Origin of the sequence: Curvibacter gracilis ATCC BAA-807 (assembly GCF_000518645.1) — a bacterium.
GTDB classification, from domain to species: domain Bacteria; phylum Pseudomonadota; class Gammaproteobacteria; order Burkholderiales; family Burkholderiaceae_C; genus Curvibacter; species Curvibacter gracilis.
Map to the genome: position 1 here is coordinate 18,644 of NZ_JADZ01000038.1, position 19,544 is coordinate 38,187.

Genomic DNA, 19,544 nt, shown 5'->3' on the forward strand with positions numbered 1-19,544 from the left:
AACTGAGGAGAAATGATGAACGGTTTGAAAATATCCACTCGGATCATCGGCCTGCTGGTGCTGATGTCTGTTTTGCTTGCCGCCGTCGGCCTGCTGGGTCTGTCGGGCATGCAGCGCTCTAACGCGTCGCTGCAAAGCGTCTACGCCGACCGGGTGGTGCCCTTGTCGCAGTTGTCAGAACTGCAGCGACTGATGCTGCGCAATCGCCTGGCCGTGGCCAACGCCGTGGCGTTCAACACGCCCGAACACACACAGCGCTATGCCAATGAGATCGAGGCCAACATGCAAGAGGTTGACAAGGTGTGGGCCCGTTACTTGGGCACCTCCCTGACGCCGCAAGAGGCGAAGTTGGCCAAGGCCTTTCAGGATGCACGCAGCCGCTTTGTGCAGGAAGGGCTCAAGCCGGCGGTGGCCGCCATGCGCGCCAATGACCTCGATGAAACCCGACGCCTGGCCCTGGACAAGCTTCACCCGCTGTGGGATGCCGTGCGCGACAACATGCATGCCCTGCACCAACTGCAGGTGGATGTGGCCAAGCAGGAGTACGACGACGAGGCTGCCCGTTTCAGCGTGATCAGCGCCTGGTCCATCGCCTCCATCGTCGGCGGCATTCTGCTGGGCGTCACATTCGGCATGCTGCTGGTGCGCAACATTGCCCGCTCGCTCAAGCAGGCGATTGCGGTGACCGAGGCCGTGGCCCAGGGCGATCTGAGCCAGCGCATCGAGGTGCGAGGCCAGGACGAGGTGGCCCAGTTGCTCGCGGCCCTGTCGAACATGCAGCAAAGCCTGATCCAGGTCGTTGCCACCGTGCGGCAGGGGGCCGAGGGGGTGTCCACGGCCAGCGCCGAGATCGCCACCGGCAATTCAGACCTGAGCGCCCGCACCGAGGGCCAGGCCAGTGCCCTGGAGGAGACCGCAGCCTCGATGGAAGAGCTGGGCTCGGCGGTGCAGCACAACGCCGACAACGCCCGCCAGGCCAATCAGCTGGCCCTGGGCGCGTCCGAGGTGGCGCACAACGGCGGGCAGGTGGTGGCCCAGGTGGTGCACACGATGAGGGACATCCACCAAAGCAGCCAGAAGATCGCCGACATCATCGGCGTCATTGATGGCATTGCCTTCCAGACCAACATCCTGGCGCTGAATGCCGCCGTGGAAGCCGCCCGGGCTGGCGAGCAGGGGCGCGGCTTTGCCGTGGTGGCGGGCGAGGTGCGTGCCCTGGCCGGCCGCAGTGCCGAGGCGGCCAAGGAGATCAAGACCCTGATCTCGGCCAGCGTGGAGCGCGTGGACCAGGGCAGCCAGCTGGTGGATCAGGCCGGCCAGACCATGGGCGAGGTGGTGGCTGCCATCGGCCGGGTGAGCGACATCGTGGGCGAGATCAGCGCGGCCACCGGCCAGCAAAGCGCGGGCGTGGCCCAGGTGGGTGAGGCGGTCACGCAGATGGATCAGGCCACGCAGCAGAACGCGGCCTTGGTCGAGCAGATGGCTGCCGCCGCCACCGGTTTGAAGAACCAGGCCCAGGACCTGGTTCAGGCGGTCAGCGTGTTCAGGCTGGGCAGCGGCGACGGCGCTGCGCTGCGTTCTGCGCCTGCAGGTGCTTTTGCGGCGCCAGGCGCGGCATCCGCACGGCCAAAGGCGCCCCCGCGTCCTTCCGCCTTGCCGCCCAAGCCCGGCTTGACGAGCGCGCCGGCCGCTGCCAAGTCTGCACCGAAGCCGTCGGGGGCCGGTTCGGTGAAGGGCGCTGCACCTGCGCCAGCACCTTTGCCGGCGCCCACGGCCTCCCAGGCGTCCACCCGGCACGCGGCAGGACACGATGACGATTGGGAGACCTTCTGACGCTCCGGCCCGGCCTGCCCAGGGCTGAAGGCCAACGGCAGACCGTGGGCGAGGCGGGTGCGTCTCGGGTGCTCAAGCCAGGTGCAACTGGGGAATGCACGGACTCCTGGGTGCTGGTATTTGCGAGTGGTATTTGCTGGTGTTGGTGCGATGACAAAGTTTGTCGCAAGGATTTTCAGAGGACTGATCTATGGCTTTTTTCGCCCGGATGAAACTGGTATCGCGCCTGCTGGTGCTCATGGCGTTCTTTTTGCTGGCCTTCGTGGGCGTGGGTGTGTTCAGCATCATCGAAATGAGGGCCGTCAGCGCCGAGCAGCGGGCCATGTACACCGACACGGTGGTGCCTTTGCGCCTGGTGGTCGATGGCGGGCGGCAGGCTGCGGTGCATTTCCGGCGCATGTACCCCTACATCCTGAAAACCGACGAGAAGTCCCGCAAGGAGACGCGTGAGCTGAACGCTGACACCGAGAAAGCAGTGCTCCAGGCGATCCAATACTTGAACGAAGGCAGTGACAGCCCCGAGTTGCGCCAGATCGGCCAGGATGCGCAGCAGAAGTGGCGGCTCTATCGCGAGTCGGTCGAGCGCCTGTACCGGGCCGCCGATGCGGGCGACGCCGACGCGGCGATGGAGGAACTCAAGAAAGACACGGACCGCCTGCACGTCGACATGCGCAATGTGCTGATTGCCGCGGGCAAGATGCAGGAGAAACTGGCCAAGGAAGACACGGAGCGCGTGGCGGCTTCGGTCGAGCGGTCTTCGGTCAAGGTGCTGGGGTTCATCGTGCTGAGCATGTTGCTCGGCGGGGCCATCGGCTATGCGCTGATCCGTTCGGTGATCCAGCAGCTTGGTGGCGACCCGGCGGAGGCGGTGACCATTGCCGAGCGCATCGCCAACGGAGACCTGAAGACGCAGATCGGGCTTCAGGCGCATGACCGCGGCAGCCTGATGTTCAACCTGGAGAGCATGCGTATGAAGCTGGCCGAGATCATCCGCCAGGTCAGGCAATCGGCCGAATCGGTGTCGCAGGCCTCGCAGGAGATCACGGCCGGTACGCACGACCTCTCCAATCGCACCGAGCAGCAGGCCTCAGCCCTGGAGGAGACGGCGGCCTCGATGGAGGAGCTGGGCTCCAGTTCGAACCACAACGCAGAGAACGCCCGTCTGGCCAGTCAACTGGCGCAGCAAGCCTCTGCGGTGGCCAGCCGCGGAGGCGAGGTGGTCGGCGAGGTGGTGGTCACGATGAAGGCCATCAGCGAAAGCAGCGCCCGGATCTCCGACATCATCGGCGTCATTGACGGCATTGCCTTCCAGACCAACATCCTGGCGCTGAACGCCGCTGTTGAGGCCGCCCGGGCCGGCGAGCAAGGGCGGGGCTTCGCGGTGGTGGCCTCTGAGGTGCGGGCGCTGGCCAAGCGCAGTGCCGATGCCGCCAAGGAGATCAAGGGCCTGATCACCAGCAGTTCCGAGCGTGTCGAGCAAGGCACGCAACTGGTCGACCGGGCCGGTGGCACCATGGACGAAGTGGTGGAGTCCATCCGCAAGGTCTCCGGTGTGGTTGGCGAGATCAGCACCTCCAGCAGCGAGCAGAGCGCTGGCGTCAGCCAGGTGAGCGAGGCCATCTCCTTGCTGGATCAGACGACGCAACAGAATGCCGCCCTGGTGGAAGAGAGCGCGGCAGCCGCCCAGTCGCTGCAGATCCAGGCCCGCGATCTGGTGTCTGCCGTGTCCATCTTCAGCCTGCATGGGGCCGAGGCGGCGGGCCAAGTACGTCTGCGCTGAGCAGGTGGGGGCCGGCCTGGGCCGCCCTTCAGCTTCAGTTCACCAACTCAGGCCACTGGCGCATGGGCTCGTTGCAGTCCGTTTGCTGGCGCGCTGCGGCCAGCAGGCCGGTTTCATCCTTGATGACAATCGAGCCATAGAAGATGTCGATCAGGCCCCGCTTTTCCCAGCTCTTGAGGCACTTGTTGATGCTTTGCCGGGACACGCCCAGGCAGTCGGCCATGCTGTCCTGAGAGGCCCGGATCAGGCGCTGCTGCTTGTGGCTGCGCTCGGAGGAGGCGCACAGCAGCAGCGCGATGCGTTCCGGCAGGGGGCGCAAGACGGAGTGCTCGACCCAGGACAGCAGGCGCATGTAGCGGCTGGCGGCCAGCGTGGCCATGTGGAGCAGCACCTCGGGGTCGGAGGCGATGAGTTGCCGGAAGCTCGCCTCGTCGACCACGGCCACGTCGCTGGTCTCGACCGCCTCGGCGTAAAAAGGTTGCGAGCCTTTGCTCAGCAGGTTGGCCTCGCCAAACCAATGCCCTTCGGTCCAGACCGTGGTGCCGAACTTCTTGCCCGATTCAGCGTACAGCGCGGTGCTGACGGCGCCGGAGATCACGCCAAACAGGATGTCGCTGGCCGAGCCCGGTGAGAGCAGCACCTCGCCCCGGGCCAGGGTCCTGCGCTGCGAGACGGCGCAAAGCCGCGCGCGGACATGGGGAGGCGGTTGGTGGATGGAGTCCGTTTTGTATCTCATGGGCAACGAATAGTCTGAAGTGGACATTTTGTTGTCGGACAACAAATGAGAATCCAGCCCGAATTGCCGGCTCGCCTGGCCACCGCTCGAGAAGTGTTGTCATACAACTTGGGCCGGGATGATCACCGATGAAAGAACTTATTTCAATCCTTTTCGCAAGCAGGCGGCTGGCGGCCGCAGCGGATGGGGCGGTGTCGGCGTCGGAGATGCATCGGCGTGCCTCCGTTCCAGTTCAGGCCGCCTGAGGCCAGGGTGCCGAAGGTGGATGGCGTCAGCCGCTGGAGGGGAAGCCGTGCAGCCTGTGGGCAGCCCGTGCCGTGATTCGGATTTCAAAAAGGAGAAGTGAATGGTGGCAAATGTTCTGATCGGTCTGGTGTGTCTGATCCACGTGCTGATCTTTTTGGCCGAGACGGTTTTCTACCGGAGCTGGGGCGTCAAGGTGTTCAAGATCAAGCCGGAAGACGTGGCGGACAAGGCTTCGGCCATGTCCAACCAGGGTTGCTACAACGGCTTTCTGGTGGCCGCCCTGTTGCTGGGCCTGCTGTACCCCGAACCCGCGGTGGCCAAGGCCTTTGCCAGCTATGGGCTGTTGTGTGTCGCGGTGGCCGGTGTCTGGGGGGCTTTGACGGTGGCGCGCAAGGTGTTGTTCGTCCAGACCGTGCCAGCGGTGCTGGGGCTGGTGTTTCTGTATCTTTGAGCACCGGGGTGGGGGGCTGCGGTCCAGCCCTTCACGCGGCGGGTCGTTGATCGTTCACGTTGGCGGCAATTCGTCGTCCAGCGGAATCGACAGCAGGTGGGCAAGTCCGAAGCAGACCAAGGCCGCCAGCAGGCCCAGCGCCAGCAAGGTGCAGGGCAGGCGGTCGACCTGCCACAGGCTGTCCAGCCAATCATTGAGGCGCGCGGCAAAGACCACGCTCTTGCCGCCGATGCGCTCCATGGCGAACTCGTAGCTTCTTGGGTTGTCGGGGGGGAGCAGCGCCTCGGCCGTCTTGTGGCCAGCTGACAGCCAGCGCATCAGGCCCGAGCTGACCCCGCCCAGGGCCAGGCAGACCCAGCCCGCCCGGCGCAAAAGCTTGGGGCGGGCAAGGGGCTGGGGTCTGGACGCGGAGGGCGGGTGCATGGCCAATCAAGGTTGGGGGGGCCTGTCACAGCGGGCAGGGTGCCGCCTGGGCAGGCCCGGCAGCACGGCAAGCCGTCTTGCCATTGAACCCGAGCCCGGGGGCGCCGAATTGTCGACGCTGCGTAAAGTTGGCTTGACTGACAGATTTGTCATTTGGCTGTCAGTGGGGTGTCTGGGGTGGGTGACTAAAGTCCATCCGCCTCTTGGATGTCTCAACATGTGCCCAGAAAACCCTGCCTTCCACCCCTGGCTGCCCAGCCCTGCCCCGCGACGATGGGGTTCGCTCAAGCGGCTGCCGCTGCCCACCCGGGCGGGTGGCCTGGCCGCCTTGGCCGCCTTCGCGCTGACCGCCTGTGCGGTCGGGCCGGACTATGAGCGTCCCCAGGCACCCTCAGGGGTGCAGGCCGCCGGGTTCAAGGAAAGCGCGGGCTGGAAAGTGGCTGCGCCGGCGCAGGTCGATGCCAGCCAGGCCTGGTGGCAGGCTTACGGCGACGAAACCCTGAACCGCTTGGTGGCCCAGGCCAATGAGGCCAACCAGACACTGGCCCAGGCTGCTGCCCAATACCGACAGGCGACCGCGTTGGTCGGTGCGGCCGCCGCGGCCGGCCAGCCCACCCTGGGCGTGAGCAGCACCACCAGCCGCGTGCGCAGCAACACCGGTGGGGCCCTCTACGAGGGTTACACCCACAGCGCCCTCTTGCAATCGGCCTGGGAGCCTGATGTGTGGGGCAAGGTCGGCCGCTCCACCGAGGCGGCCCGGGCGAACGCCGAGGCCAGTGGCGCCGACCTGGCCGCGGCCCGCCTGTCGGTGCAGGCCCTGGTGGTCAACGATTATCTGCAGCTGCGCCTGGCCGATGCCGCCCTGGCCACGTACCAGGCCACCTTGCAGGCGTATGAGAAGGCCCTTCAATTGACGCAGAGCCAGCACCGCTCAGGTGTGGCCACCCAGGCCGATGTGGCCTTGGCCGAGTCCACGCTGCAAGCGGCGCGCGCCCAGGCGACGGATGTGCAACTGTCACGCAGGCAGCTGGAACATGCCTTGGCAGTGCTGCTGGGCAAAACCCCGGCGGAGTTCTCCATACCGGCCTCGCCCGAGGCGCAGTGCGCATTGCCCGGCCTGCCCGGCATCCCTGCTGTGCTGCCCTCGGCACTGCTGGAGCGCCGGCCCGACATCGCGGGCGCCGAGCGACGGGTGGCCGCAGCCAACGCCAACATCGGTGTGGCGGCGGCCGCCTGGTACCCGGCCCTGAACCTCACCGGCTCGGCCGGCAGCAGTGGCTCAGGCGTGGGCAACTGGCTGGCTGCCCCCTACCGCATCTGGGCCGTGGGGGCCCAAGTGGCCGCCACCTTGTACGACGGTGGCCTGCGCAGCGCACAAGACAAACAGGCCCGCGCGGCTTTCGACGCCGCGGCCGCCGCCTACCGACAAACCGTGCTGGCCGGCTTCCAGGAGGTCGAAGACAACCTGGCCGCGTTGGACCAACTGGCCCGGGAGCGCGTGCAGCAAGAGGCGGCGCTGGCTGCGGCGCGCACGGCCGAGCGCATCGTGACCCGCCAATACGAGGCGGGCACCGCGCCCTATGCGTCGGTCATCACCGCGCAGGCGCTGGCACTCAACAGCGAGCGGGCCGCCCTGCAGCTGCAAGGCCGTCAGTTGACGGCCAGCGTCACCCTGATCAAGGCACTTGGCGGTGGCTGGACCGCTCACCACGATTGACACCATGAAGAACTTCTCCCATCACGCCACATTTCGATTGAACCCCCGGGCCAAGGCCTGGGCGGGGCTGATGCTGGTTGCGGCGCTCGGCGCGGGCCAAGCCGTGCAGGCCGAGTCCGGCAGCCCAGGGCCTGCGTCCACGCCTTCCAAGCCGGCCAAGCCAGCCGGGCCTCCCGTGCAGGTCAGCACCACCCGGGTGGTGCAGGAGGCCGTGCCCATCGTCCAGAGCGGCACGGGCAACGTCGTGGCCTTGGCCACGGTCACCGTCAAGGCCCGGGTCGACGGCCAGCTGGAGTCGGTTCAATTCACCGAAGGGCAGGACGTGAAGGCCGGCCAATCGCTGGCCAGGATCGACTCCCGCGTCTATGAGGCCCAGCTCAACCAGGCCCTGGCCCAGAAGGCCAAGGACCAGGCCAGCCTCGGCAACGCCGAGATGGACCTGCGCCGCTACACCGAGCTGATCAAGGACGATGCCACCACCCAGCAGACGCTGGACACCCAAGGCGCCCTGGTCAAGCAGCTGCAGGCCGCCTTGCTCACCGACGAGGCCCAGATCAGCCTGGCCCGGGTGCAGCTGGACTACACCCGCATCACGGCGCCCATCAGTGGCCGCATCGGCGCCCGCCTGATCGACCCGGGCAACATCGTCCATGCCGCCGACGTGGGAGGCCTGGTGGTGATCAACCAGATCGATCCGATCGGCTTGCAGTTCACCTTGCCAGAAACGGCTTTCCAGGCCTTGAACCAGGCGATGCGCAACAGCCGCAAGCCCCTCAAGGTGCAGGCGCTGGACCGGGTCAGCCAGCAGGTGCTGGCCGAGGGCGAGCTGGCGCTGCTGAACAACCAGATCGATCCCGGCTCCGGCACCATCACCCTCAAGGCCCGCTTTGCCAACGGCAGCCACAAGCTGTGGCCGGGGCAGTCGCTGAATGCCCGCATCACGCTGGGCGAAAGCAGTGCCTCGCTGACCGTGCCCAACGCCGCCATCCAACGCAGCCAGAACGGCTTGTTCGTGTATGTGGTGGGGGCCGATGACATCGCGCATCTGCAGCCCGTCGTCGCCGGGCAGTCGGATCGGCAGAAGACCGTGATCGAAACCGGCCTGTCGGCCGGGGACCGCGTGGTGGTCGATGGCCAGTACCGCCTGACGCCTGGGGCCCGGGTGGTCGAGGCCAAGGCGGCTGCACCGGCGCAGGCTGCCAATGCTTCGGGAGCCAAGCCTTGAGCGTTTCCACCCACTTCATCAAGCGCCCCATCGGCACCACGCTGCTGGGCATCGGCCTGTTGCTGATCGGCCTGGTGGCCTGGCCCCTGCTGCCGGTGGCCCCGTTGCCTCAGGTGGACTTTCCGACCATCCAGGTCTCGGGCAACCTGCCCGGGGCCGCACCTGAGACCATGGCCTCGTCCGTGGCCCAGCCGCTGGAGCGTCAGTTCTCGCAGATCCCGGGCCTGGCGCAGATGAGCTCGACGAGTTCGCTGGGCAGTGCCCAGATCACCTTGCAGTTCGACCTCGATCGCAACATCGATGGCGCGGCCCTGGACGTGCAGACCGCCATCAACGCGGCCACCGGGCAGTTGCCCGCCAACCTGCCCAGCCCGCCCTCGATCCGCAAGATCAACCCGGCGGACTCGCCGGTGCTGATCCTCAGCGTGCAGTCCGACGTGCTGCCCCTGACCGTGGTCAGCGACTTTGCCGACAACGTGCTGGCGCAACAGATCTCGCGCATCTCCGGCGTGGGCCTGGTCACGGTCAACGGCCAGCAAAAGCCCAGCGTGCGCATCCAGGTCGACCCCGAGAAGATCCGCACCCTGGGCCTGAGCCTGGAGGACATCCGCGGTGTGGTGGCCACCATGACGGTGAACCAACCCACCGGCACCATCGATGGCGAACGCCAGGCCATGAACGTCTACACCAACGACCAGTTGCTCAAGGCCGAGGCCTGGAACAGCATGGTGCTGGCCTGGCGCAACGGGGCCCCGGTGCGGGTCAGGGACATCGGGGTGGCGGTGGACGCGGCAGAGAACAGCAAACTGGCCGCCTGGGCCATGGCCGGCCCGGCGCTGCCCGAGGGCAACACGCTGCGCAGCGGGCGCTCGATCGTGGTGGCGGTGACCAAGCTGCCGGGCGCCAACGTGATCGACACGGTGGACCGCATCCAGGCCGCCCTGCCCAAGCTGCAGGCATCGATGCCCCCCAGCATCCGCGTCAACCCCTTGATTGATCGCACCCAGACGATACGCGCCTCGGTGCTGGACGTGGAGTTCACGCTGATGCTGTCGATCGCCCTGGTGGTGGCGGTGATCTTCGTGTTCCTGCGCAACGTGATGGTGACGGTGATCCCGAGCATCACCGTACCCCTGGCGCTGCTGGGCACGGCCGCGGTGATGTACCTGCTGAACTTCAGCCTGGACAACCTGTCGCTGATGGCGCTGACCATCGCGGTGGGCTTCGTGGTGGATGACGCCATCGTGATGCTGGAGAACATCTACCGCTACATCGAGGAGGGCATGGCCCCCATGGAGGCCGCCCTCAAGGGCGCGGGTGAAATCGCCTTCACCATCGTGTCGATTTCGATCTCGCTGGTGGCCGTGTTCATCCCCTTGCTGCTGATGGGCGGGATCGTGGGGCGCTTGTTCCGCGAGTTCGCGGTCACGGTGACGCTCACCATCGGCATGTCGATGGTTGTCTCGCTGACACTGACCCCCATGATGTGCGCCCGCTTCCTGAAGGCGCACAAGCCGGGCGAGGCGCAGCAGCATGGCCGCCTGTACATGCTGATGGAGCGCGGCTTTGACGGCCTGCTCAGTGCCTACCGGCGTGGCCTGGAGTTCGTCTTGCGGCATCAGTTCCTGACCTTGCTGAGCTTCCTCGCGACTGTTGCGGCCACGGTGGCGCTGTTCATTGTGATCCCCAAGGGCTTTTTCCCGCAGCAGGACACGGGTTTCATCTACGGTCAGGCCGATGCGGCGCAGGATTCGTCCACCCAGATCATGCGCGAGCGCCTGATGCAGGTGTCCGACGTGGTGCGTGAAGACCCCGACGTGCAGTCCTTCGGCATCGCAACGGGCGGCAGCACCTTCAACGGCGGCACGATGTTCATCGGGCTCAAGCCCAAGGACGAAGGGCGCACCGCCACCGCCGATGAGGTGATTGCCCGTCTGCGCCCCAAGCTGGCCCAGGTGAAGGGCATCCAGCTGTTCATGCAGGCCGGGCAGGACATCAACGTGGGCGGGCGCCTGGCCCGCACGCAATACCAGTACACGCTGACCGACGCCAACCTGGACGAGCTCAACGTCTGGGCGCCCAAGGTGCTGGAGCGCCTGCGCCAGGTGCCGATGTTGCGCGACGTGACCACCGACCAGCAGAACAACGCCCCCGTGGCCACGGTCACGGTGGACCGGGAAAAGGCGATGAGCTATGGCATCTCGGCGGCCATGATCGACGGGACCATCTATGACGCCATCGGCCAGCGGCAGGTGGCCCAGTACTTCACCCAGGTCAACAGCTACCACGTGGTGCTGGAGGTCACGCCGCGCCTGCAGCAAGACCCGCAGCTGTTCAACCAGCTCTACCTGACTTCGCCCCTGACCGGGCAGCAGGTGCCCTTGTCCACCTTTGCCACCATCGACACCTCGCACACAGGCTACCTGTCGATTGCCCACCAGGGCCAGTTCCCGGCGGTGACGATCTCGTTCAACCTGGCGCCGGGCGCCTCGCTGGGCGAAGCGGTGGATGCCATCCACCAGGCCCAGGCGGAGATGCGTCTGCCCGACACGGTCAGCGGCAATTTCCAGGGCACGGCCCAGGCCTTCGGGGCCTCGCTGCGCACCCAGCCCTACCTGATTCTGGCGGCCCTGGTGGCGGTCTACATCGTGTTGGGCTTGCTGTATGAAAGCTACATCCACCCGCTGACCATCCTGTCGACCCTGCCCTCGGCCGGGGTGGGCGCCTTGCTGATCCTGATGGTGGGGGGTTACGACCTGAGCGTGATCGCACTGATCGGCATCATCTTGCTGATCGGCATCGTCAAGAAAAATGGCATCATGATGATCGACTTTGCCCTGCACGCCGAACGTGACCGGGGCCTGTCGTCCCGTGATGCCATCTTCGAAGCCTGCCTGATGCGATTCCGCCCGATCATGATGACCACCATGTGCGCGCTGCTGGGCGGCTTGCCGCTCATGCTGGGCCACGGCGCGGGCTCTGAGCTGCGCCGGCCCCTGGGTTATGCGATGGTGGGCGGCTTGATCCTGTCGCAGATGCTGACCCTGTTCACCACGCCGGTCGTCTACCTGTACCTGGATCGGGCGCATTTCTGGTACCTGCGACTGAAGGCCGCGCGCACCGCGCGCCGCCAGGCCCGGCTGGTCAGCAAGGCGGTATGAGAATCCTGATCGTCGAAGACGAACCCAAGACGGCCGACTACCTGCGCCAGGGGCTCAGCGAGCAGGGCTATGGGGTGTCGGTGGCGGCCGACGGCATCGACGGTCAGCACCTGGCCCTGCACCATGATTTTGACGTGGTGATTCTGGATGTGATGCTGCCCGGACTGGACGGTTTTGCCTTGCTCAAGGCGCTGCGGGCGGTGAAAAGCACACCCGTGCTGATGCTGACCGCGCGCGACAGCATGGAAGACCGGGTTCGCGGCCTGCAAGACGGCGCCGACGACTACCTGGTCAAGCCCTTTTCGTTCATGGAGCTGCTGGCGCGGGTGCAGGCGCTGAACCGGCGCGGCCGCATCCAGGAGTCCTCGCTGCTGCGCGTGGGCGACCTGCAGGTCGATCTGATCGCACGCCGGGTGCTGCGGCAAGGCCAGCGCATCGATCTCACCGCCAAGGAGTTCTCATTGCTGATGGTGCTGGCCCGGCGCCAGGGCGACATCCTGTCCAAGACGGCGATCGCCGAGCTGGTCTGGGACATGAACTTCGACAGCAACACCAATGTGGTGGAGGTGGCCATCAAGCGCCTGCGAGCCAAGATCGATGCGCCCTTTGAGCGCAACCTCCTGCACACGATCCGTGGCATGGGCTACGTGCTGGAAGACCGTGGCCCGCAAGCCTGAGCCGGCCACCCGATCGATCGCGGCCCGGCTGGCGCTGCTGTTCGGCCTGGTCGCCTTCGTGAGCCTCAGCCTGGTGGGCATCTCCTTGCAATGGGTGTTGCGCCACGAGATGGCGCGGCATCAGGCCGAGCAGATCCAGGGGCGCACCGAAGACATGCGCTACATGCTCAACCATGGCCGCCCGGATGGCCTGGCCGCCCGGGCGATGGCCAAGATCGAGGCCCTGAGCCCGGCCGATGAGCGCAATCGGTACTGGATGTGGAGCCCTGACCCCGCCTACCTCTACGGGCATGACCTGCAGCAGGCGCTCGATGCCACCCGCGGCAAGACGGGGGTGGTCGATCTGTATGTGCGGGGCCGCCACATGAAGCTGCAAGCCGTGGACCTGCCCGCCCAGGGCGGCCGACCTGAGCTGCGCCTGATCGTGGGCATCGATGTGGCGCCGTTTGCCCAGACGCTGCGCAGCTTCCGTTGGGCCCTGATGGTGGTGACCTTGGTGGGCGCGCTGGTGCTGGCGGCCTTGGGCTATTGGGTGGCCCGACTGGGGCTGTTGCCGGTGCGCCGCATGTCCGAGGAGGCCCACCGCATCGAGCCCGGCAACCGGGCGCAACGCCTGGATGTGAGTGCCCTGCCGCACGAGCTGTCCGACCTGGGTGGGTCTTTGAATGCAGCGCTGGAGCGCCTGGACTCGGCCTATCACCAGCTTGCCGCGTTCAATGACAACGTGGCCCACGAGTTGCGCACCCCTTTGGCGAACCTGATCGGTCAGACCCAGGTGGCCTTGTCGCGCGAGCGCGACGGCGTGCATCTGCGTGAAGTGCTGCAATCCAACCTGGAAGAGCTCGAGCGCCTGCGCTCCATCGTCGCCGACATGCTGTTCCTGGCCCGGGCCGAGCAGGGCGCCCGGGCGCAGGACCTGGTCCAGGTCTCATTGGCCGACGAGGTCGCCAAGACCCTGGAGTTCATGGAGCTGCTGCTGGAGGAGGCCGGCATGCAGGTGCTGGTGCAGGGGGACGCCCAGGCCTTCGTGCAGACAGCCCTGTTCCGGCGGGCGCTGATCAACCTGCTGCACAACGCCATCCAGCACTCGGCCTCAGGCAGCCAGATCGTGGTGCAGATCCTGACCGGGTCGCAGCACGCCTCGGTGGCCGTCCTCAACCCGGGGCCGGCCATCCCCGCCGAACACCTGCCGCGTCTGTTCGATCGCTTCTACCGCATCGAAGAATCCAGGGCCAACAGTGGCGAAAGCCATGGCCTGGGCCTGGCCATCGTCAAGGCCGTGGCCTTGATGCACGAGGGCCAGGTCTTCGCCAGCTCAGGCCAGGGGCAGACGCGGGTGGGTTTCCAGATCAGCTTGGCCACGGCCGGGCCGCCCAAGGGGTGATCCCTGGCACCGCGCCTGCCCGGGCCCAGCCCTGTGGTGTTGATGCCCCGTTAACATGGGCCCCATGGCGTCGTTCATTCAGCCAGGGGCCTGTCTTGGAAATTCTCAGCCACCGCAACAACCCGCCTCAAACCATCTGGGCGGCTTTCTTCATGGCGATGTTGACCGCGTTGATCGCCTGGTGGTCTGACGACCCTGCCTTCAGTCGCAAGGTGCTGGGTGGGCTGGCCGGCATGTTTGCACTCATCGGCCTGTTTGTCTGGTGGTGGAAGCCCCGTCGCACCGTGCGCCTCGATGCGCGCCGCCAGACCTTTCATGTGCATGACCAGAGCCGGTGGGGCAGCAGCCATCGGCAAATCGCCTTCCGGGACCTGGTCGGTGCCTTCGTCAAGGAATGGCAAGACCCCGACCCCGACAGCCACCCGAGGAAAGTGCTGCACTACTGGGTGGTGGTGCACACGCGTCAAGGCGAGCAGATCGAGGTGGGCGACCGCATGCTGAGTATGGTGGAGGCCGAGCGGCTTTGTGCGCGTGTCAACGAGGTGCTACAGGCCGGGCCGCAGAACGTTCAAAATGGTGCATTCAACCGGCAAACCCGTTTCTGACCATCGATTGAATCTGCTGTCTGCCGTCTGCTGTCTGCTGTCTGCCATTTGGGCACTGCGCCCGCTACCTGTCTGCCTGCCTGGCCTTCCAAGGGCCCCAACACAACAAGATGATGTGAAGCGCCGCAATGTGTGGCCTTTGCATCCGAAGGAGATCTCGTGATGCCTCAATCCTGGCCCATGTCGGGCCTGTCGACCCAAGCCCAGCCATTTCGTCCTCGCCGAGCCCTGCTGGGTGCCGCCGCCGTGGCCGTGGTGAGCCTTTTCGGCAGTGCGTCCCTGGTGGCGCAGGAAGCCTTTCCGGCACGCCTCATCCGTTTTGTCGTGCCGTATGCCGCAGGGGGCACCACCGATCTGGTGGCCCGCACGGTGGGGGCGCGCATGGCGCAGACCCTGGGGCAGCCGGTGATCATTGACAACCGGGCCGGCGCGGGCGGCAACATCGGCATGGATGCGGTGGCCAAGGCCGCCCCCGACGGCTACACCGTGGGCATGGGCGCCATCTCGACCAACGCGCTGAACCCCCACATCTACAAGAAGATGGCGTTCGACCCGCGCAAGGATTTCACGGCCATCGGCCTGTTGGGCAACTCCACCATCGTGCTCGAGGTGGGCTCGGCCTTGCCGGTGAAGAACGTGGCCGAGTTGCTGGCCCATGCGCGAAAGAACCCGGGGCTGGCCTATGCCACGGCCGGCACCGGCACCTCGATGCACCTGGCGGGGGTGTTGTTTGCCCAGCTCAGCAAGACCGATTGGGTGCATGTGCCCTACAAGGGCAGCGCACCGCTGGTGACCGACCTGATCGGGGGCCAGGTGCCTGTGGCCTTCGACAACCTGCCCGCCTCACTGCCCCACATCCAGTCGGGCAAGCTGAGGGCGCTGGCCGTGGCAGGGGCGCAACGCTCACCAGCCTTGCCCGATGTGCCCACCCTGGCCGAGGCAGGCCTGAACGACTATGCGGTCGAGCCCTGGTTCGGCGTCTACGGGCCGGCCGGCCTGCCGGCGCCGGTGGTGCAGCGTCTGGAGCAGGCCTTGGCGCAGGCCCTGGGCGACCCTGCCGTGAAAGACAAGCTGGTGGCCGCGGGTTTCACCCCGCGCAGCGCGGGTGCCGCCGAACTCCAGGCCTTGACCTTGCGCGAGTACGAACGCCTGGGCAAGGTGGCCCGGCAGGCCCAGATGGGGGCCGATTGAGTTCGGATTGAGTTCGGATTGGTGGTCGGATTGCCGGTCGAGCCAAGGCGGCTGGCTCCGAGGCCGTGGGCGCGCTGAATGCAAGGCCCTGGCAATGGGCCTGAGCGGGCCCGGGCAATGTGAGTTTGCTGGGCGAACTTCTGGAAATCAGCTAACCTAGCCGGTAACATTTTTGCAATTTGAGGCCCGTTTTGACGATGGCCACACCACAGGGTTCCATGGACCGAATTGCCGACCTGCTGCTGGACGCCATCTGTGTGGTGAACGCCCAGGGTGTCTTCGAATACATCAGCCCCGCCGGCGAGGGCATTTTTGGCTACGCCCCCAGCGAAATGCTGGGCCGGCGCATGACCGAGTTCATCGCCCCCTTCGATCAGGAGCGCACGCTGCTGGCGGCGCGGCAGGTGATGGCGGGGCAGCCCCACCTTCACTTTGAGAACTGCTATGTGCGCAAAGACGGCTCGCTGGTGCACCTGATGTGGTCGGCCCGCTGGTCCGAGGCGGATCAGCGGCGCTATGCCGTGGCGCGCGATGTCAGCGCCCTCAAGCAGGCCGAGGCCACGCAAGCGGCCCTGATGGCCATTGCCGAGGCTGCGCACGCCAGTGGCGATGTCGGTGATCTGATGGCCAGGATCCACGCCATCGTGGCAGGCTTGATGCCGCTGTCTCGCTTCAAGGTCCTGGTGCGCGGTCAGCAGGAGGAGCGGTGCCGGGTGGTCTACCCTGCCCAGCCCGCAGGGCCTGAAGCGGCCGATGCCGAGCACGAAGCCCAGGCCGATCACCTCTTCTGCCAGGCCATGTTGGCCGGGGGCGGCCTTTTGCGGCTCACCCCGGCCGATCTGCACGACAGGCCGGAGGCCTGGCGCACGGCCTACAGCCCCGGCTGGGCTGCCTGGCTGGGCCTGCCTTTGAGTACCCCGGGCGGCACCATCGGCGCCTTGGTCCTCAAGCGCAACCAGGGCGACAGCCCCTGGTCCGACAAGGAGCAGGCCCTGTTGCAGTACGCCGCCACCCAGATCGCCACGGCCATCGAGCGCAAGCAGTTGCTGGCGCGCCTGCAGCACATGGCCCAGTTCGATGCCCTGACCGGGCTGCCCAACCGCTACCTGCTGCACGACCGCATGGTGGGCGCATTGGCGCGGGCAGAGCGCTCTGCAGGGCGGCTGTCCTTGCTGTTTCTGGACCTGGACCGCTTCAAACTGGTCAATGACACCTTGGGCCACACGGCGGGCGATCGCCTGTTGCAGGAGGTGGCGCGGCGTTTGCGCGATTGCGTGCGCGACACCGACACCGTGGCCCGCATCGGTGGCGACGAATTTGTGGTGCTGCTTGAATCCATCCAGGACCCGGCGCATGCGCTGCAAGTCGCTGACAAGATCCGGGTGGCCTTGCAGCAACAGCTCAACATCGGCCCGCACACCTTGCAGATCACGCCCAGCATCGGCGTGGCCCATTACCCCGAAGATGGGGTGACCACCGATCAACTGCTGGGCCAGGCCGACGAGGCCATGTATGCCGCCAAGCGGGCAGGGCGGCAGGCGGCGGCTGCCGTGCGTTGAGTGGTGTTGCAGGTGGGTCCGCGCGCCTCAGCGCTGCTCGTAGGGCAGCGGCTGGGGCGATGAGGGCTGGGGCGGGCTGGCCTGGGGCACCACCTGGGGGGCCGGGCTTTCCTCGCGCGGCTCGGTGATGATGTCGTCGATCTTCTTCTGCAAGGGGTCGGGCTCCTCGGCCGGTGGCGGTGGGGCCGTCGGTGTGGGGGGCCGCTGCGGGGCCACGGGCTTGGCCGGGCCCTTGGCGGTCTGCGGCCACAGGCTGGGGGGCAGGTGCTGCAGCAGTTGTTGCACCAGGTGCTGCCACTGCTCCTGCAGGCGCTGGCTGAGGCTGTCGTGGGCGCGTTGCAGCAGGCGCTGCAGCCAGTTGCTGTCGTCCGGTGGCTCGAAGCGGGCCTTGCTGTCGATCAGGCGGCCGCGCAAGGCCTTGGACACCACATCGCCCACGATGGGCAGGGCGCTGTGCGCGCCCTGGCCCCAGTAGTCGCTGCGCAAGGTGATGCGGCTGTCGTTGAAGCCTACCCAGGCGCCGGCCACCAGCTGCGGCTGCATCAGGATGAACCAGCCGTCGGTGTTGTCCTGCGTGGTGCCGGTCTTGCCGGCCACATCGGCCCGGATGCCCCAGCGGTTGCGGATGTCGGTGCCGGTGCCGCGGTCCACCACGCCACGCAAGGTGTCGATCAGGGTGTAGGCCACGCGCTCGGGCAAGGCGGCCTCGGGCCGGGCCGGGGCGATGTCTTCGATCACATGGCCCTGGCGGTCTTCGACGCGGGTGACCAGCACCGGCTCCAGGTAGCGGCCCTGGTGGGCGATGCTGGCATAGGCGTTGACCATTTCCTTCAGGCTGACCAGGCTGGTGCCCAGGGCGATCGAGGGCACCTCTTCCAGCTTGCTCTGGCGCACGCCCAGGGCCCGCGCCAGCCGCGCCACCTTGGCCGGGCCCACCTTCTGCACCAACTGGGCGGTGATGGTGTTCTTGGAATAGGCCAGGCCGTCACGCAGGCTCATGGGGCGCCCGCTGGGCGGGCTTTCATCGCTGGGGCGCCAGACCTCGTTGCCCCCCACGGCGATCTCGATGCTTTGGTCCACCAGGGTGTCGTCGGGGCTCATGCCCTGGCGGAACGCTTCGCCATACACAAAGGGCTTGAAGGTGGAGCCGGGCTGGCGGCGCGCCTGCTGCACGTGGTCGTAGGCGTCCTGCTCGAAATCGCGGCTGCCCACCCAGGCCCGCACCTGGGAAGTGCGCGGGTCGATCGCCAGAAAGCCGGCCTGCAGCACGGTCTTCTGCTGCAGCAGGCCGCGCATGAAGGGGGTGTCGGCCTGCAGTTTCTTCAGGGCCTGGGCATCGTTCAGGCCGGCGGCCAGGGCGCTGCGGTAGGCCGGGGTGTCGCGCATGAAGCCCTGCACCAGCGGGTTCTTGGCGTTCCAGGTGCCGGGGCCGGCCCAGGCGGCATTGGCCACCCGCTGCAGCTGGCTGGTCTGGCGCTGCACTGCCTGGTTGGCCAGGGCCTGCAGGCGTGAATCCAGCGTGGTGCGCACCACCAGGCCATCGGTGTAGATGTTGTAGTCGTTGCGGTCGGCCCAGGCCACCAGCCATTTGCGCACCTGTTGGGCAAAGTGGGCGGCCGGGCCCGGGGGCTCGGTCTGGCGCTCGAAGTCGATGCGCAGGGGCCGGCCCTTGAGGGCTTCGAAGGCGGCGGGCGAGAGCTTGTCGCGCTTGACCATCTGGGCCAGCACGGTGTTGCGCCGCTGCTGCGCCCGCTCGGGGTTGAGCACGGGGTTGTAATAGCTGTTGCCCTTGAGCATGCCCACCAGGGTGGCGCTTTGCAGCACATCCAGCGCGCCGGCCGAGCTGTCGAAGTAGGTGCGTGCCGCCATCTCGATGCCGAAGGCGTTGTACAGAAACGGCACCGTGTTGAGGTAGGTCTCGAGGATTTCGGGCTTGCTGTAGACGATCTCGAGCTTGACCGCCGTGATGGCCTCCTTGAGCTTGCGCGTCAGCGTCGGTGCGCGGCCCACCTCGTCGGGGTACAGGTTGCGTGCCAGTTGCTGGGTCAGGGTCGAGCCGCCCTGGCGGCTGCCGCCAAAGGTGCTGAGCGCCGCCGAGCCCAGTCGGCGCCAGTCCAGCCCGTGGTGCTGGTAGAAGCGGTGGTCTTCGGTGGCGATCAGGGCGTCCACCACATGGGGCGAAATGCGCTTGAGCGGCACCCACTCGCGGTTGGCGCGCTTGAATTCGGTGATCAGCTTGCCGTCGGCCGACAGGATCTGCGCCGGCTGCTCCAGGTTGGCCTTGCGGATGTCCTGGATGCTGGGCGTGAACGGGATCAGCAGCACCGTGTAGAGCACCAGGGCGGCCGGCACCGCGGCCACGGCCAGGGCGGCGCGCCGCCGGGTGATGCGGGCTGCCACGGCCGTCCCGAGGGCCCTGGCCAGTGCCGGGCTGCGCCGCAGCTCAGCCCCCAGGCGGGTGAGGACTCGGCGGGGCAGGGGGGATGTGGGCTCTGGGGTCTCGGATGTCATGGCGCTGGCGGTTCGGCGCGCGGGCTGGGGGGCAGGGGGGCCGGC

Annotated in this window: 14 protein-coding genes; 11 read left to right on the plus strand and 3 right to left on the minus strand. The window is 66.9% G+C overall.

All coding sequences use genetic code 11. The features are described 5' to 3' along the window. Positions 1-15: 15 nt before the first annotated feature. Positions 16-1,833, plus strand: coding sequence for a methyl-accepting chemotaxis protein (locus L880_RS0122765; RefSeq protein WP_043330319.1), 1,818 nt, complete (start codon positions 16-18; stop codon positions 1,831-1,833). Between the two features lie 190 nt (positions 1,834-2,023). Beyond that, complete coding sequence (locus tag L880_RS33215) at positions 2,024-3,613, plus strand: methyl-accepting chemotaxis protein (RefSeq protein WP_051443526.1); 1,590 nt, start codon at positions 2,024-2,026, stop codon at positions 3,611-3,613. 34 nt (positions 3,614-3,647) lie between these two features. Here L880_RS33215 and L880_RS0122775 read toward each other — a convergent pair whose 3' ends face one another. Beyond that, complete coding sequence (locus L880_RS0122775; RefSeq protein ID WP_169737797.1) at positions 3,648-4,349, minus strand: Crp/Fnr family transcriptional regulator; 702 nt, start codon at positions 4,347-4,349, stop codon at positions 3,648-3,650. Between the two features lie 346 nt (positions 4,350-4,695). Between L880_RS0122775 and L880_RS0122780 the strand changes: the two genes are divergently transcribed. Beyond that, on the plus strand, positions 4,696-5,046 hold the full coding sequence (locus L880_RS0122780) for a DUF1304 domain-containing protein (RefSeq protein WP_027477634.1): 351 nt from the start codon (positions 4,696-4,698) through the stop codon (positions 5,044-5,046). A gap of 54 nt (positions 5,047-5,100) precedes the next feature. Here L880_RS0122780 and L880_RS34520 read toward each other — a convergent pair whose 3' ends face one another. Next, positions 5,101-5,469 carry a hypothetical protein gene (locus tag L880_RS34520; protein WP_157463033.1) on the minus strand — a complete coding sequence of 123 codons (369 nt, stop codon included), beginning with the start codon at positions 5,467-5,469 and terminating at the stop codon, positions 5,101-5,103. A gap of 217 nt (positions 5,470-5,686) precedes the next feature. Between L880_RS34520 and L880_RS33225 the strand changes: the two genes are divergently transcribed. The 8 genes from L880_RS33225 to L880_RS0122825 all read left to right on the plus strand — a co-directional run bounded on the left by L880_RS33225 (position 5,687) and on the right by L880_RS0122825 (position 16,988). Continuing rightward, positions 5,687-7,186 carry an efflux transporter outer membrane subunit gene (locus L880_RS33225; RefSeq protein ID WP_084461559.1) on the plus strand — a complete coding sequence of 500 codons (1,500 nt, stop codon included), beginning with the start codon at positions 5,687-5,689 and terminating at the stop codon, positions 7,184-7,186. A gap of 4 nt (positions 7,187-7,190) precedes the next feature. Beyond that, positions 7,191-8,411, plus strand: a complete 1,221-nt coding sequence (locus tag L880_RS0122795) for an efflux RND transporter periplasmic adaptor subunit (protein ID WP_051443528.1) — start codon at positions 7,191-7,193, stop codon at positions 8,409-8,411. Further along, positions 8,408-11,572: an efflux RND transporter permease subunit gene (locus L880_RS0122800; RefSeq protein WP_027477636.1), complete on the plus strand. Its 3,165-nt coding sequence runs from the start codon at positions 8,408-8,410 to the stop codon at positions 11,570-11,572. The genes L880_RS0122795 and L880_RS0122800 overlap by 4 nt, the downstream gene beginning before the upstream one ends. Continuing rightward, a complete protein-coding gene (locus L880_RS0122805) occupies positions 11,569-12,249 on the plus strand; it encodes a heavy metal response regulator transcription factor (protein WP_027477637.1) in 681 nt (226 codons plus the stop codon). Before L880_RS0122800 ends, L880_RS0122805 begins: the two co-directional genes overlap by 4 nt. Beyond that, positions 12,206-13,633, plus strand: coding sequence for a heavy metal sensor histidine kinase (locus tag L880_RS0122810; protein ID WP_245615316.1), 1,428 nt, complete (start codon positions 12,206-12,208; stop codon positions 13,631-13,633). Before L880_RS0122805 ends, L880_RS0122810 begins: the two co-directional genes overlap by 44 nt. A gap of 95 nt (positions 13,634-13,728) precedes the next feature. Next, positions 13,729-14,238 (plus strand): hypothetical protein, encoded by a 510-nt coding sequence (locus L880_RS0122815; protein WP_027477639.1) that lies wholly within the window; start codon positions 13,729-13,731, stop codon positions 14,236-14,238. Positions 14,239-14,400: 162 nt separating this feature from the next. Further along, positions 14,401-15,429 (plus strand): Bug family tripartite tricarboxylate transporter substrate binding protein, encoded by a 1,029-nt coding sequence (locus L880_RS0122820; RefSeq protein ID WP_425389207.1) that lies wholly within the window; start codon positions 14,401-14,403, stop codon positions 15,427-15,429. 218 nt (positions 15,430-15,647) lie between these two features. Next, on the plus strand, positions 15,648-16,988 hold the full coding sequence (locus L880_RS0122825) for a sensor domain-containing protein (RefSeq protein ID WP_211245353.1): 1,341 nt from the start codon (positions 15,648-15,650) through the stop codon (positions 16,986-16,988). A gap of 27 nt (positions 16,989-17,015) precedes the next feature. On the opposite strand, the gene L880_RS0122830 is transcribed toward L880_RS0122825, so the two are convergent. After that, positions 17,016-19,499 carry a penicillin-binding protein 1A gene (locus L880_RS0122830; RefSeq protein ID WP_027477642.1) on the minus strand — a complete coding sequence of 828 codons (2,484 nt, stop codon included), beginning with the start codon at positions 19,497-19,499 and terminating at the stop codon, positions 17,016-17,018. Between the last annotated feature and the right edge of the window lie 45 nt (positions 19,500-19,544).

Coding starts and splice junctions, on each gene's coding strand:
- L880_RS33225 (WP_084461559.1), top strand. CDS start 5,687: ATGTGCCCAGAAAACCCTGCCTTCCACCCCTGGCTGCCCAGCCCTGCC.
- L880_RS34520 (WP_157463033.1), bottom strand. CDS start 5,469: ATGCACCCGCCCTCCGCGTCCAGACCCCAGCCCCTTGCCCGCCCCAAG.
- L880_RS0122780 (WP_027477634.1), top strand. CDS start 4,696: ATGGTGGCAAATGTTCTGATCGGTCTGGTGTGTCTGATCCACGTGCTG.
- L880_RS33215 (WP_051443526.1), top strand. CDS start 2,024: ATGGCTTTTTTCGCCCGGATGAAACTGGTATCGCGCCTGCTGGTGCTC.
- L880_RS0122795 (WP_051443528.1), top strand. CDS start 7,191: ATGAAGAACTTCTCCCATCACGCCACATTTCGATTGAACCCCCGGGCC.
- L880_RS0122820 (WP_425389207.1), top strand. CDS start 14,401: ATGCCTCAATCCTGGCCCATGTCGGGCCTGTCGACCCAAGCCCAGCCA.
- L880_RS0122775 (WP_169737797.1), bottom strand. CDS start 4,349: ATGAGATACAAAACGGACTCCATCCACCAACCGCCTCCCCATGTCCGC.
- L880_RS0122830 (WP_027477642.1), bottom strand. CDS start 19,499: ATGACATCCGAGACCCCAGAGCCCACATCCCCCCTGCCCCGCCGAGTC.
- L880_RS0122765 (WP_043330319.1), top strand. CDS start 16: ATGAACGGTTTGAAAATATCCACTCGGATCATCGGCCTGCTGGTGCTG.
- L880_RS0122805 (WP_027477637.1), top strand. CDS start 11,569: ATGAGAATCCTGATCGTCGAAGACGAACCCAAGACGGCCGACTACCTG.
- L880_RS0122825 (WP_211245353.1), top strand. CDS start 15,648: ATGGACCGAATTGCCGACCTGCTGCTGGACGCCATCTGTGTGGTGAAC.